The organism is Palleronia sp. LCG004 (genome assembly GCF_032931615.1).
GTDB lineage: Bacteria > Pseudomonadota > Alphaproteobacteria > Rhodobacterales > Rhodobacteraceae > Palleronia.
In genome coordinates, this window is sequence record NZ_CP136759.1 from 2,025,379 (window position 1) to 2,037,826 (window position 12,448).

At 68.2% G+C, this 12,448-nt stretch carries 13 protein-coding genes and 1 tRNA gene; 6 read left to right on the forward strand and 8 right to left on the reverse strand.

The window, feature by feature from the left end; all coding sequences use genetic code 11:
* Positions 1 to 37 precede the first annotated feature (37 nt).
* Positions 38 to 1,276 (forward strand): multidrug effflux MFS transporter, encoded by a 1,239-nt coding sequence (locus RVY76_RS09900; protein WP_317373737.1) that lies wholly within the window; start codon positions 38 to 40, stop codon positions 1,274 to 1,276.
* Positions 1,277 to 1,279: 3 nt separating this feature from the next.
* Here RVY76_RS09900 and RVY76_RS09905 read toward each other — a convergent pair whose 3' ends face one another.
* Both RVY76_RS09905 and betI read right to left on the reverse strand, forming a co-directional pair.
* Complete coding sequence (locus RVY76_RS09905) at positions 1,280 to 1,843, reverse strand: hemerythrin domain-containing protein (RefSeq protein WP_317373738.1); 564 nt, start codon at positions 1,841 to 1,843, stop codon at positions 1,280 to 1,282.
* The gene (betI, locus tag RVY76_RS09910; RefSeq protein ID WP_317373739.1) at positions 1,840 to 2,385 is read right to left on the reverse strand and encodes a transcriptional regulator BetI; all 546 of its coding nucleotides are present in this window, start codon (positions 2,383 to 2,385) and stop codon (positions 1,840 to 1,842) included. The genes RVY76_RS09905 and betI overlap by 4 nt, the downstream gene beginning before the upstream one ends.
* An 88-nt stretch (positions 2,386 to 2,473) precedes the next feature.
* On the opposite strand from betI, the gene choX reads away from it, so the two are divergent.
* Together choX and thpR are read left to right on the forward strand one after the other, a co-directional pair.
* Positions 2,474 to 3,394, forward strand: coding sequence for a choline ABC transporter substrate-binding protein (gene choX, locus RVY76_RS09915; protein ID WP_317373740.1), 921 nt, complete (start codon positions 2,474 to 2,476; stop codon positions 3,392 to 3,394).
* A 9-nt stretch (positions 3,395 to 3,403) separates the two neighbouring features.
* Entirely contained in the window at positions 3,404 to 3,946 is a 543-nt protein-coding gene (gene thpR / locus RVY76_RS09920) for an RNA 2',3'-cyclic phosphodiesterase (protein WP_317373742.1), read from the forward strand.
* Here thpR and RVY76_RS09925 read toward each other — a convergent pair.
* Positions 3,939 to 4,625, reverse strand: a complete 687-nt coding sequence (locus RVY76_RS09925) for a GntR family transcriptional regulator (protein WP_317373744.1) — start codon at positions 4,623 to 4,625, stop codon at positions 3,939 to 3,941. The genes thpR and RVY76_RS09925 overlap by 8 nt on opposite strands.
* A gap of 37 nt (positions 4,626 to 4,662) precedes the next feature.
* On the reverse strand, positions 4,663 to 5,361 hold the full coding sequence (locus RVY76_RS09930; protein WP_317373746.1) for a SprT family zinc-dependent metalloprotease: 699 nt from the start codon (positions 5,359 to 5,361) through the stop codon (positions 4,663 to 4,665).
* A gap of 124 nt (positions 5,362 to 5,485) precedes the next feature.
* Between RVY76_RS09930 and RVY76_RS09935 the strand changes: the two genes are divergently transcribed.
* Positions 5,486 to 5,818, forward strand: coding sequence for a TIGR02300 family protein (locus RVY76_RS09935; protein ID WP_317373747.1), 333 nt, complete (start codon positions 5,486 to 5,488; stop codon positions 5,816 to 5,818).
* A 99-nt stretch (positions 5,819 to 5,917) separates the two neighbouring features.
* A tRNA-Ala gene (locus RVY76_RS09940) sits at positions 5,918 to 5,993 on the forward strand.
* 251 nt (positions 5,994 to 6,244) lie between these two features.
* Here RVY76_RS09940 and RVY76_RS09945 read toward each other — a convergent pair.
* The 3 genes from RVY76_RS09945 to deoC all read right to left on the reverse strand — a co-directional run bounded on the left by RVY76_RS09945 (position 6,245) and on the right by deoC (position 11,182).
* Positions 6,245 to 7,621, reverse strand: a complete 1,377-nt coding sequence (locus RVY76_RS09945) for an aspartate aminotransferase family protein (RefSeq protein ID WP_317373748.1) — start codon at positions 7,619 to 7,621, stop codon at positions 6,245 to 6,247.
* Between the two features lie 224 nt (positions 7,622 to 7,845).
* Positions 7,846 to 10,197: an aldehyde dehydrogenase family protein gene (locus tag RVY76_RS09950; RefSeq protein WP_317373750.1), complete on the reverse strand. Its 2,352-nt coding sequence runs from the start codon at positions 10,195 to 10,197 to the stop codon at positions 7,846 to 7,848.
* A 10-nt stretch (positions 10,198 to 10,207) separates the two neighbouring features.
* Positions 10,208 to 11,182: a deoxyribose-phosphate aldolase gene (gene deoC, locus RVY76_RS09955; RefSeq protein WP_317373752.1), complete on the reverse strand. Its 975-nt coding sequence runs from the start codon at positions 11,180 to 11,182 to the stop codon at positions 10,208 to 10,210.
* Between the two features lie 385 nt (positions 11,183 to 11,567).
* On the opposite strand from deoC, the gene RVY76_RS09960 reads away from it, so the two are divergent.
* Positions 11,568 to 11,996, forward strand: a complete 429-nt coding sequence (locus RVY76_RS09960; protein ID WP_317373753.1) for a PACE efflux transporter — start codon at positions 11,568 to 11,570, stop codon at positions 11,994 to 11,996.
* On the opposite strand, the gene RVY76_RS09965 is transcribed toward RVY76_RS09960, so the two are convergent.
* The gene (locus RVY76_RS09965) at positions 11,951 to 12,406 is read right to left on the reverse strand and encodes a MerR family DNA-binding protein (RefSeq protein ID WP_317373754.1); all 456 of its coding nucleotides are present in this window, start codon (positions 12,404 to 12,406) and stop codon (positions 11,951 to 11,953) included. The genes RVY76_RS09960 and RVY76_RS09965 overlap by 46 nt on opposite strands.
* Positions 12,407 to 12,448: the final 42 nt, after the last annotated feature.

The following is a 12,448-nucleotide window of genomic DNA, read 5'->3' on the forward strand; positions in this document are numbered from 1 at the left end:
CTGGACCCTACCCGTTCGTCGGAATAGGTCTGACGAAATGAGCAATCCGAACCCGCCCCGATTCCTCGACCGCAGATCGGCGCCGCATATCGCGACGATGATCCTGCTCACCTCGCTGGCCGCGCTGTCGATGAACCTCTTCCTGCCGTCGCTTCCGGGAATGACGCTCTTCTTCGACACCGAATACCGGGTCATGCAGGTCGCCGTGGCGGGGTATCTCGGCATCTCGGCGGTGCTACAGCTCGTCATCGGGCCGATCTCCGACCGCTACGGGCGACGATCGGTCATGCTCGTCAGCATCGTGGTCTTCATCCTCGCATCGATCGGCTGCGCACTCTCGACCCATATCGTGACCTTCCTCGTCTTCCGGATGATCCAGGCGGCGATCGTGGCGGGCCTGATCCTGCCGCGCGCGGCGATCCGCGACATCTATTCCCAGGCGCAATCCGGCGCGATGATCGGCTGGGTGACGATGGGCATGTCGGTCGCGCCGATGATGGCCCCTGCGCTCGGCGGCGTGCTCGACGGCGCATTCGGCTGGACCGCGAATTTCTGGGCCCTCGCGGTCATCGGCACGGCGGCCCTGGCGCTCGCCTATGCCGACATGGGCGAGACCGCGGTCAAATCGACCGGGAACCTGCGCGAGCAGATCGCGCAATATCCCTCGCTTCTCCTCGCCCCGCGCTTCTGGGGCTACGCCCTGACCGCGGCCTTCGCATCGGGGGCCTTCTTCGCCTATCTCGGCGGCGCGCCATATGTGGGATCCGAGGTCTACGAGATGTCTCCCGAACGGCTCGGGATCTATTTTGGAGCGCCGGCGATCGGCTACATGGCCGGCAACGGCATCTCGGGGCGCTTCTCGAACGAGGTCGGGATCCGCAAGATGATCGCCTGGGGCACGATCGTGACCGTGCTGGGGCTGGGCCTCGGTCTTGCCGTCGACATGGCGGGATACAACACGCCGCTCAGCTTCTTCGGCTTCATGATCTTCGTGGGTCTCGGGAACGGTCTCGTCATTCCGAACTCGATGGCGGGAATGCTGTCGGTCAGGCCGAACCTCGCGGGGACCGCATCGGGGCTCGGCGGCTCGATCATGATCGGCGGCGGTGCCGGCCTCTCCACGCTGTCGGGCATCCTGCTCGAGAATGGCGAGGGCGCGACACCGCTCCTGTGGCTGATGTTCCTCACCTCCGTCGCATCGGTCGTCGCGATCGCGCTGACGATCCGTCGCGAGACCCGCCTCGAGGCCCTCGGAGGCGACGCGCCCGCCGAGTGACCCTCAGTGGATCTCGGGCGCGTAGGTCAGGATGACCGGCACGACCAGATCCTCCTCGTCGGTCAGGTGCCGGTCGAGGAAGAGGTCGAAAGCGCCCAGCTGCCGTTCCAGATCGCCGGCCCCCTTGCGCGGGTCGGGGCCTGACAGCCCCTTCAGCATGGCGTTCGTCCCCTTGGCGAGCGCGTCGATATGCCCGTCGAGCGCCTTGTGATCCGCATCGAGAAGCGCGAATCCCCGCCCGAGCCGATCGTCCAGCCCTTCGAGAACCGGGAAATAGTGATGGTCCTCGATATCGTGATGCGAATGGAGCTGCTGGAGGAAGAACTGCGCCATCCGCGCCGTCTCGTGCCCGTAGCGATCGGGTGCGACATTGCCGTCGAGAAAGTCGCGGCTGCCCTGCGTGAGCTGGCCCAGGACGTCGCGGAACATCAGATGCCGGTCCAGCCAGAACCGCGTCAGGGGCGAGAAGTTCGGGTGCGCCTCCCAGGTGCCACGCGGCAGGGCCTCGACCAGGACGCGCAGCGCGTCGGGCAGCCCCTCGCGTTCCTCGAGCGTCAGATCCGTCATCGCATCACCTCCATCACCTGGGCGATCGCCGCGTCGGGATCGGCCCGCCCGCTCAGCGCCGCGCGCAGATAGACGCCGTCGATGAGCGCTGCAAGCGTCTCGGCCATTCCGGCCGGATCGGGGTGGCCCCGCTCCCGCAGACCGAGTCGCAGGTTCGACCGCGTGCGCCCCTGGTAGATCCGCAAGAGCCGCGCGGCCGTGTCCGATTTGTGCGCCTGGACATAGAATGTCAGCCACGCGGCGACGATATCGCTCCGGAAATTCTCGGGGGCGAAGCTCGCCGCGACGATCGCCTGGACCCTGTCGCCGCCACCGGCAAGCTCCCGCCGCACGGCGGCCCCGTATTCGCGCAGGATATGGCGCATCGCATGGTCGAACATGTCGGCCTTGCCCGCGAAGTAATGATGGGCAAGCGCCGTGCTCACGCCCGCCTGCTTGGCGATCTGCGCCACGGTCACGTCCATGCCATGCACGCCGACCTGAGCGATAGCCGCGTTGACCAAAGCCTGCCGCCTGATAGGTTGCATCCCGAGTTTCGGCATCTATACCAGCCCACGTACTTGAAATCGTTGCTTTTTGATTGATCGGCCGATCAACGCGTCGCGCCGCTCTTCACCAGGGAGATAAGACATGAAAACCGGACTTTCCATACTCGCGCTCGTCGCCGGCTCCGGCGCGGCATTCGCCGATTGCGAAACCGTGACCTTCTCGGATGTCGGCTGGACCGACATCACCGCGACCACCGCCGCGACCACCGCCGTTCTCGAGGCGCTGGGCTACGATACCGAGACCCGCGTCCTGTCGGTTCCCTTCACCTACACCGCGCTCGCCAACGGCGATGTCGATGTCTTCCTCGGCAACTGGATGCCCACGATGGAGAACGACATCGGCCCCTATCTCGACGATGGCACGGTCGAGGTCGTCCGCACCAATCTCGAGGGCGCGAAATACACGCTCGCCACGAATGCCGCCGGGGCCGAGCTCGGCATCGAGAGCTTCGCCGACATCGCCGAGAATGCCGACGCGCTCGGCTCCGAGATCTACGCGATCGAGCCCGGCAATGACGGCAACCGCCTGATCCAGGACATGATCGCCGATGACGCGTTCGGCCTGTCGGATTTCGACGTGGTGGAATCCTCGGAACAGGGCATGCTTGCACAGGTCGATCGCTCCAGCCGCCGCGACCAGCCGATCGTCTTCCTCGGGTGGGAGCCGCATCCCATGAACGCCGCCTACGACATGACCTACCTGACCGGGGGCGACGATTATTTCGGGCCCGACCTCGGCGGTGCCACGGTCCAGACGAACGTCACCGCGGGCTTCGTCGACGAATGCCCGAATGTCGGCGCGTTCCTCGAGAATCTCAGCTTCACGCTCGAGATGGAGAACGAGATCATGGGCGCGATCCTCAACGACGGCAAGCAGGCCGAGGACGCGGCGACCGAATGGCTGACCGCCAATCCCGAGATCCTCGAGACATGGCTCGACGGCGTCGAGACCCCATCCGGCGAGGAGGGCCTGCCGGCCGTCCGCTCCGCACTGGGTCTCTGAGAGGGCACCATGCGGATCTTCGTGGCGCTCGACCTGCCGGACGAGCTAACCGGCGCGCTCTCGGCGTTGCAGGACAGGCTCCTCGTCGGGCGTCACGTCCCCGAGGACGACCTGCACCTGACGCTCGCCTTCCTGCCGGAGATCCGCCTGCCCGAGCTCGACGAGCTCGCCCTCGATTTCGAGATGATGTCGACCGGTCCCCTCGCCATCGGGGTGGCCGGACTCGACATCTTCGGCGGCGCGCATCCGCGCAGCGTTCATGCGACGGTCACGCCCTCCGAGCCGCTCGCCCAGCTTCAGGGCAAGGTCTCGACGCTCATCCGGCGGGCGGGCCTCGACCTGCCGCATCGCCGCTTCGTGCCGCATGTCACGCTCGCGCGGTTCCCCAACACGATGCCGCCCGAGGACCACGCACGGCTCGGGCGGTTCCTGCAGGCCCATGGCGACTGGTCGCACGAGCCCGTCCTGCCCGAGGCGCTGACCATCTACCAGTCGCGGCTGCGCGACGACGGCCCGGTCTACGACCCGCTTCTCTCGCGGCCCCTCATCTAAGCGGCGCGGAACCGCCGCCCCCCTCCCCCATCAGGATCATCCGAAGGCCCTGCGTCACATCCGTGCGCACCGCCAGCCGCAATCCCGGCTCGTCCCCCGCCTCGAGCGCGGCCAGGATCGTGCGATGCCCGGCCGGGGCCTCGGTCCGCCCCATCCGGCCATAGAGCGCGCGCATCGTCGGGCCGAGCTGCAGCCAGACGGTCTCGGCCATGGCGAGCATCGCCGGGGCCTGCGCCCTGAGATAGAGCATCCGGTGGAATTCGAGGTTCAGCCTGAGATAGCCGATCGCGTCGCGTTTCGCGACGACCTCGGCGATCGCGACGTTGACCGACCGCATCCGGTCGATCATCGCGATATGCGCCCGCGGCAGCGCACGGCTGGCGAGTTCCACCTCGATGAGCGCGCGCAGCGCGGCCAGCTCCTCGATGCGGTCCGGCGCGAGGACCGGCGTCGTCACCCGGCCGGACGGGCTCATCGTCAGCGCCCCCTCGGCCACCAGCCGCCGTGCGGCCTCGCGCGCCGGGGTCATCGACACGCCGAATTGCCGGCCGATCCCGCGCAGCGTCAGCGACGCGCCGGGGGCCAGTTCGCCATGCATGATCTGCAGGCGCAGGGCGCGATAGACGCGATCATGCGCCGCCTGGATCGGGGCGGTTTCGGGGCGTTGCTGGATCAACATGCGCCCGATCCTGCGCCTGTCGCCGCGCCATCGTCAATCATTCGAACCGCCAGCCATGCAGCCGCGAGCCTTCCCGCCTGAGCCAGTCGCGATGATCCCGCCAATCCGGCCGAAGCTCCTCCACGACCGACCAGAAGGCCCGCGAATGATCCATGTGGCGCAGATGCGCGACCTCGTGCGCGGCCACGTAGTCGAGCACGTCCGGAGGCGCCAGGACCAGACGCCAGCTGTAGTTGAGATTGCCCTCGGCCGAACACGACCCCCAGCGCGAGCGCGTGTCGCGCATCGTGATGCGCCCCGGCCGGCATCCGATCGCGGCCGCGTGGCGGCGGCTCGCCCGTTCCAGCGCGTCGCGCGCGGCCTCCTTCAACAACGCGGCGACCTGCGGCCCGATCGCGCGGCGGGCCGAGACGCGGATCTCGCGGTCGAGAAGCGCGGCCCCCCCGCTGCCGATCGCCACTTCGCGCGGGCGGCCCAGAACGCTCAGCACCGTGCCCGGTCCCACCTGCGCCGCCGGAACCCCGCAGGCCAGCTGCGCCCTGATCCAGCTCGCTTTCGACGCCGCGAAATCGAGGGCCGCACGTTCCGATGCCGCGGCGGGGACGCTCAGCGTGACCCGCCCGTCGAGCGCCGAGACGCGCAGGCTGATCCGGCGTGCCCGGCCCGACCGGCGGATCACCAGTTCCACCGGGGGCTCTCCGGGCAGCGTCTTGCGTCGGGCGCGGTCCTGTACCATATCCGAAAGCTCTAATCGCGCCGCGAGGGCCGCGCCAGTCCCCCGAAAGCCTTTGACAGCCTTCCGAGGGTATGGCAGTTGGCGGCCTGTTTTTCGAGACATTCAGGAAACGAAAGGGTCTTCGATGCCCAAGGAAGAATGGGGAACCAAACGCGTCTGCCCCACAACCGGCAAGCGCTTCTATGACCTCAATGCCGATCCGGTCGTGAGCCCCTATACCGGCGAGGTCGTCCAGCTCGATACCGGCAAGGGCAATCGTACGATGCTGGCCGACAAGGCCGACAAGGATTCGGCCAAGAAGGATCAGACCGAGGACGAGGAAGACGTCATCCTCGACGACGACGACAGCGACGAGTCGAGCGATGTCGATCTCGGCGACGATGTGCTCGAGGATGACGACGACAATGTCTCCCTCGACGATATCGCCGACGTTTCGGGTGAAGACGACGACAATTGATCGTCCGAAGAATCCTCCGGACGATGGTCGCTTTTCCGCTTGAACCTCGTCCGGCCACGTTCTAGAGACGCACCCATCGCGGGGACGACGCCCGCGCCCGGGCCCTTAGCTCAGCTGGGAGAGCGCCTGCATGGCATGCAGGAGGTCAGCGGTTCGATCCCGCTAGGGTCCACCAAATCCCTTTTTGGTAAGTGACGGACTGATCCGGTCCGACTCCGGCCGACCATTGCCGCCGCGCATGGTGCGGATCTAAGGATCGCCCAGCGCGACGGCTCTTCATGGGCGGTCACGACCGACACCTCGCTCCGATCTGTCCGGACATCCGAAGGCGGCCGCGCAACATGACGGCACCGCCCGAGGCCCCTTCCGTTCGACCCGATTGCGGCTCGCCGATCCAGCCCCTCGGGCCGGATCGGCGGAACGGCATCAGCCCCGCAGGACCGCGCGAATCTCGGGGTCCTCGAGCGTCTGGTCGAGCACGAGACGCGTGCGCTCGACGATGGCGTCGATCTCGCCTTCCGTGCAGCAGAGAGGCGGCGCATAGCCGAAGATGCCCGTCGGGAAGGCCCTCACGATGAGTCCCGCCTCCCACGCCCTGTCGAAAAGCCGCGTGGCCGCCTGCACCTCCGGCGGGAGCGGCGTCTTCGCCGCCTTGTCCGTCACGAGCTCGATAGCGGCCAGCATGCCGCGACCCCGCACGTCACCGACGAGCGGATGATCCGCGAGGCCGGCGAGGCCCGCCTGCAGGCGCTCTCCCATCCTGCGCCCGTTCTCGAGCAATCCACCCTCGTAGAGCTTCAGCACCTCCAGCCCGACGGCCGCCGAGACGGGATGCGCCGAATAGGTGAAACCGTGCCCGATCGCGCGCATGCCCGCGCCGTCCGCCATCGCGTCATAGACCCTGTCGCTGAGAAAGACGGCCCCCATCGGCGCGTAGCCCGAGGTCAGCCCCTTCGCCACGGTCATCAGATCCGGGACGATCCCCTCGTCCTCGCAGGCGAAAAGCGGCCCCGTGCGGCCGAAGCCGGTGATGACCTCGTCCGCGACGAAGAGGATGCCGTGCTCGGCGCAGACCGCGTGCATCGCCTTGATCCAGCCCGGCGGAGGCACCAGCACGCCGCCGGATCCCTGGATCGGCTCGACATAGAAGGCCGCGACCCGCTCCGCCCCGATCTCGGCGATCTTGGCGCGAAGCTCGGCCACCGATGCGTCGATCACCGCTTCGGGATCGTCGCCCGCCGCATTGCGATAGACATAGTGCGACGAGATCTTGTGCTGCCAGTCGAAGGGAAGGCCGAACCCCTCGTGAAAGGCCGGAAGCGCCGTCAGGCCCGCACCGCCCGCCGTCGATCCGTGATAGCCCTGCCCGACCGAGATGAACTGGTCACGCCCGGGCGCGCCCTTCGCGTACCAGTAATAACGCACGTACCGGATCGTGCTGTCGACCGCGTCGGATCCGCCGAGCGTGAAATAGACGTGGTTCAGGTCACCCGGCGCCCGCTCGGCAAGCTCGGCCGCGAGCCGGATCGCAGGCTCCGACCCGAGGTCGAAATAGCCGGTCGCATAGGGCAGCCTGCGCATCTGTTCGGCGGCGGCCTCGACCACGCTTTCGTGGCCGTAGCCCGCATTCACGCACCAGAGGCCGGCAAAGCCGTCAATCAGCTCGCGTCCCTCGGCATCGGTGACGATCGCGCCCTTCGCCGAGGTCAGGATGCGCACGCCGCGCGCCTCGTGCCCGCGATAGGACGAGACCGGGTGGACCAGGTGCCGCCGGTCGAGTTCGGCCAGTGAATTGCTCAGCATGTCGGTGTTCTCCGAAAGATGTCGTGTCGAGCCCGGCGCGACGTGTCGTCCGCCGAACCCATGTCGGTCGCGGGCGCGGTGCGCCCGTCAACGCCCCCTCGCCCCGACCCTGACACGCCGTCCCTGGCAGGACGCACCGGATCGCGCCGTTCCGCAGGGAATTGCATCACCCGGGGGCCCGGTTCGCCACAGGATATGCCGACCGGGCCGGGATGCGGCCTCCGTCACTCCCCGTAGGGCACCCAGATGTTCTTGACCTGGGTCGCGCGGTGGAGGAAGTCGCGGCCGAACCCGTCCGGCCCCGACCAGTCGCGCGCGCCGTCGGTTTCGGTCCAGCTCTGCTTGAGGTTGCCCGCGCTCTCGCGCTCGACCATCGCCGCGCCGTCGGAGCCCCCGACATACCAGATCCCGGCCACGTCGTCGTGGCCCGCAAGGGTCTTGGCGAGCTCGTCGCGCGGCCCCGTGACGATGTTGACCACGCCCGCCGGGACGTCCGACGTCTCGAGCACCTGATAGAGATCTGTCGCCGCCAGCGGATGCACCTGCGACGGGACCACCACGACTCGGTTGCCCATGGCGATCGCCGGAAGGACGAGGCCGAGGACCCCCAGAAGCGGCGCGCCGGTCGGACAGACGAGGCCCATGACACCCAGCGGCTCGGGCATGGCCAGCGTCACATGCGCGGATTTCGTCTGATGCACCGCGCCGTCGAACTTGTCGGCCTGCGCGGCATACCAGAAGCAGCGCCGGATCGCGGTCTCGACCTCCGTCTCGGCCACCTTGCCGCGCGCGCCGAAGCCTTTCAGCCGGTCGGCGAATTCGGCCGCGCGGGCCGACAGGTTCTCGCCCAGGTAATAGAGGATCTGCGCGCGGTTATGGCCCGTCGCACGGCCCCAGCCTCCCGCCTTGCCCGCCGCCTCGACCGCGTTGCGGATGTCCTTGCGGTTGCCGAGGCCCGCCAGGCCCGACGGCCCCTTCGCCCCCTGCACGGCATAGGAATAGCCCGAATCGGGCCGCGCCTGCTTGCCGCCCACGAAAAGCTTGGCGGTCCGGTCGATGCCGGTCGGGACGCCCCCTGCCTGCGGCAGGGCTTCGAGGTCCGGCAACCGGGCGGCCTCGCCCGCCGGGGCGGGGGGGCGCAGGTAGGCCCGCATCCCCTCGCGCCCGCCCTCGCGGCCGAAGCCGCTCTCGCGATAGCCGCCGAAGCCCGCGCCCGCGTCGAAGACGTTGGTACAGTTGATCCAGACGACGCCCGCCTTCACCTGCGCCGCGATGTCGAGGCAGAGATTGACGTTCTCGGACCAGATCGACGCGGCCAGCCCGTAGCGGGTGTTGTTGGCGATCTCCACGGCATCCGACGGCGTGCGGAAGGTCGTCATCGTGACCACGGGGCCGAAGATCTCCTCGGTGGACAGAACGCTCGCCGGTTCGACATTCGTCACCAGCGTCGGCGGATAGAAGCACCCCTCGGGGGCCGTCCCCTGATGCAGCACCGCACCCTCGGCCTCGCCCAGCGCCACGAGCTCGCGGATCCGGGCCAGCTGCACCGGATGGACGATCGCACCCATGTCGGTCGACTTGTCGAGCGGATCGCCCACCCGCAGCACCGCCATCCGCGCGCGGAGAAGCCTCTCGAACCGGTCCGCCACGGCTTCGGCCACGAGGATCCTCGCACCGGCACAGCAGACCTGCCCCTGGTTGAAGAAGATCGCGTCGACCACCCCCTCGACCGCCGCGTCGAGATCGGCATCGGCAAAGACCACGAAGGGCGATTTCCCCCCGAGCTCCAGCGTCAGCCCCTTGCCCGACCCCGCGATCTGCCGCCGGATCGTGCGGCCGACCTCGGTCGATCCGGTGAACGCCACCTTGTCGATGCCGTCATGCCCGACGATCGCGGCCCCCGTCGCGCCGTCACCGGTCACGATGTTGACGACGCCGTCGGGCAATCCGACCTCGGCGCAGATCTCGGCGAAGGCGAGCGCGGTCAGCGGCGTGTATTCCGCGGGTTTCAGAACCACCGTGTTGCCGGCGGCCAGCGCCGGGGCGATCTTCCAGGCCAGCATGAGAAGCGGGAAGTTCCAGGGGATGACCTGCCCGCAGACCCCCCATGGCGCGCTGCCCGCGAACTCGTCCTCGGCGATCTCGGCCCAACCGGCATGATGGTAGAAATGCCGTGCGACGAGCGGCACGTCGATGTCGCGCGTCTCGCGGATCGGCTTGCCGTTGTCGATCGTCTCCAGAACGGCCAGGAAGCGGGCATGCTGCTGGACGTGCCGCGCGATCGCATAGAGATATTTCGCCCGCTCGTGCCCCGACAGCCCGGCCCAGCCCTTCTGCGCGCGCCGCGCGGCGGCGACGGCCGCATCGACATCGGCCCCGCTGCCTTGCGTCACCCGCGCGATGACCGATTCCGTCGCCGGATCGCGCACCTCGAACGTCTCGCCCGGCCGGGTGAAGGCCCCGCCGATGAAATGGCCGAAACCGCCCTCGTGCCGGGCAAGCCAGTCGCGGGCGATCCGCGAATCCTCCGGCGCGGGACCGTATTCCATGCTTTCCATGATCTCCCGAATGCTCATCTTGGTCCCTTCACGACATGGCGTGGCGATGCGAGGCGGCATAGCGCCCCGTCACGTGGTGTTCGAGTTGCCGCTCGATATCGCCGAGCATCGACGACGCCCCGAAGCGCAGAAGCTCGGGCTCCAGCCAGTCGCGGCCCAGTTCTTCCTTCATCAGGATCTGCCACGACAGCGCCTCCTTCGCCTGCTTCATCCCGCCGGCGGGCTTGAAGCCGATCCGGTGGCCCGTCGTGGCACCGTAATCCCGAAGCGCGCGGATCATCACGAGGCTTACGGGAAGCGTCGCGTTCACGCCCTCCTTGCCGGTGGAGGTCTTGATGAAATCGGCCCCCGCCTGCATCGCGACCATCGACGCGGCATAGACGTTCCTCAGCGTCTGGAGGTCTCCCGTCGCGAGGATCGCCTTCATGTGGGCCGCGCCACAGGCCTCGCGCATCGCGCGGATCTCGTCATGCAGTGCCTGCCAGTCCTGGCGCAGGACATGTTCGCGGGTGATGACGATGTCGATCTCGGCCGCCCCCTGCGCCACCGCCCATTCGATCTCCCTCAGCCTCAGGTCGAGCGGCATGAGCCCGGCGGGAAAGCCCGTCGCGACGCTCGCCACCGGGATGCCGGACCCGTCGAGCGCCTCGACCGCATGGGGCACCATCGTGGGATAGACGCAGACCGCGCCCACGGTCAGATCCATGTCCGCGATCCCGAGCCCGTCGAGGATCGAGGCCGCCAGCGGCCGCCGCGCCTTGGCACAGAGCCTCCGGACCCGCCCGGCCGTGTCGTCGCCCGCAAGCGTCGTCAGATCCACGAGCCGCACCGCATTGACGAGCCATGCGGCCTGATGCGCCTTCTTCACCGTCCGCCGCCCGCCCAGCGTCGCGACCCGGCGTTCGGCCGCCGACCGGTTCACCGCATGACCCTCGAACATCGAGGGGTCGAGCGGCATGCCCGGATTGCGGGCCATCTCGTGCGGATCTGGGGCGGGTGTCATGTCGTCTCTCCTGGCGTCTCGTCGGTCTCCGGGGCGCATGGCACCGTTTCGTGGGCCGGAGCTTCGCGCGCTCCGCTCATCTACGCAACCGCATCCGATGGCGAGCGGCTTTTCCGCCCGCACGGGCGAAAAGTGCAACCGGATCGGCGATCGCGCTTCCGGTGCCGCCGGTCATTCACGGCCGTCGGCGGGCCGAGAAGACCGTTCCGGTCCCCACCCTTTCCGATATTCCGCATTGCGGGTCCTGCACGGCCGCGTCGCAGGTGCCACGGACCCAGCCTTGATCTTCGGCCCGGCAGGCGTCAGATTCCTGCGCAGGCGCGGACGACCGCGCCCGACCGAACGGTCGACAGGCGGGACGGCCCGAGACAATCGAGGTTTTCCCATGCGCAGCACTTTCGACCGCATCCGCCAGGCCCTCCTCTTCGAGGGGATCGGCATTCTCATCGTCACGCCGCTTTTCGCGCTGATCTTCGATCATGGTCTCGATGAAATGGGCGTCCTCGTCCTCGTCGGCGCGACCGTGGCGGCGGGGTGGAACTATGCCTTCAACCTGGGCTTCGACCACGCGCTCCGCCGCTGGCGGGGCGATGTCCGCAAGACCGCCGGCCTCCGGGTCCTGCACGCCTTCCTGTTCGAGACGACGCTCCTGATCATGCTGCTGCCGTTCATCGCGTGGTGGCTGGGCATCCCGCTGCTGGCCGCGCTCGCGATGGACCTGCTCTTCGCCGGATTCTACATGATCTATGCCTTCGTCTTCACCTGGGGCTACGACGCGGTGTTCCCGCCCGACGGGTCCGGCGCACGGGCCTGATCCCGAAGGTCCTCCACGCGCCCCGCCCCTTGCGCGAAACTTTCGAGGATCGCGCAATCCGGCCGATCGTCGCCCGCGCATCTTCCGATCAGGGCCCCGAGCGTGCCCCGCATCTCCTCGAGCTCGGCGATCTTCGCGTCGATCGTCGCGAGCTGCTCCTGTGCCAGTGCCTTCACATCCGCGCTGAGCCGCGTTTCGTCCTCGCGCAGCGAGATCAGCCGCCGGCAATCCTCGATCGAGAACCCGAGCGACCGCGCGCGCGCCAGGAATTGCAGCCTGCGCGCATCGCTTTCGTGGAACGCGCGATAGCCGTTCGGATCGCGGCGCGGCTTCACCAGACCGACCTGCTCGTAGTACCGGATCGTCTTCGCGGGCAGTCCCGACAGCGACGAGATTTCTCCGATGGTCATGCGATCCCTCCGATCCTTGTCGATCCGGTCCTGCCCGGCACC

Coding starts and splice junctions, on each gene's coding strand:
- RVY76_RS09905 (WP_317373738.1), bottom strand. CDS start 1,843: ATGACGGATCTGACGCTCGAGGAACGCGAGGGGCTGCCCGACGCGCTG.
- choX (WP_317373740.1), top strand. CDS start 2,474: ATGAAAACCGGACTTTCCATACTCGCGCTCGTCGCCGGCTCCGGCGCG.
- RVY76_RS09960 (WP_317373753.1), top strand. CDS start 11,568: ATGCGCAGCACTTTCGACCGCATCCGCCAGGCCCTCCTCTTCGAGGGG.
- RVY76_RS09950 (WP_317373750.1), bottom strand. CDS start 10,197: ATGAGCATTCGGGAGATCATGGAAAGCATGGAATACGGTCCCGCGCCG.
- RVY76_RS09900 (WP_317373737.1), top strand. CDS start 38: ATGAGCAATCCGAACCCGCCCCGATTCCTCGACCGCAGATCGGCGCCG.
- RVY76_RS09935 (WP_317373747.1), top strand. CDS start 5,486: ATGCCCAAGGAAGAATGGGGAACCAAACGCGTCTGCCCCACAACCGGC.
- betI (WP_317373739.1), bottom strand. CDS start 2,385: ATGCCGAAACTCGGGATGCAACCTATCAGGCGGCAGGCTTTGGTCAAC.
- deoC (WP_317373752.1), bottom strand. CDS start 11,182: ATGACACCCGCCCCAGATCCGCACGAGATGGCCCGCAATCCGGGCATG.
- RVY76_RS09965 (WP_317373754.1), bottom strand. CDS start 12,406: ATGACCATCGGAGAAATCTCGTCGCTGTCGGGACTGCCCGCGAAGACG.
- RVY76_RS09945 (WP_317373748.1), bottom strand. CDS start 7,621: ATGCTGAGCAATTCACTGGCCGAACTCGACCGGCGGCACCTGGTCCAC.
- RVY76_RS09925 (WP_317373744.1), bottom strand. CDS start 4,625: ATGTTGATCCAGCAACGCCCCGAAACCGCCCCGATCCAGGCGGCGCAT.
- RVY76_RS09930 (WP_317373746.1), bottom strand. CDS start 5,361: ATGGTACAGGACCGCGCCCGACGCAAGACGCTGCCCGGAGAGCCCCCG.
- thpR (WP_317373742.1), top strand. CDS start 3,404: ATGCGGATCTTCGTGGCGCTCGACCTGCCGGACGAGCTAACCGGCGCG.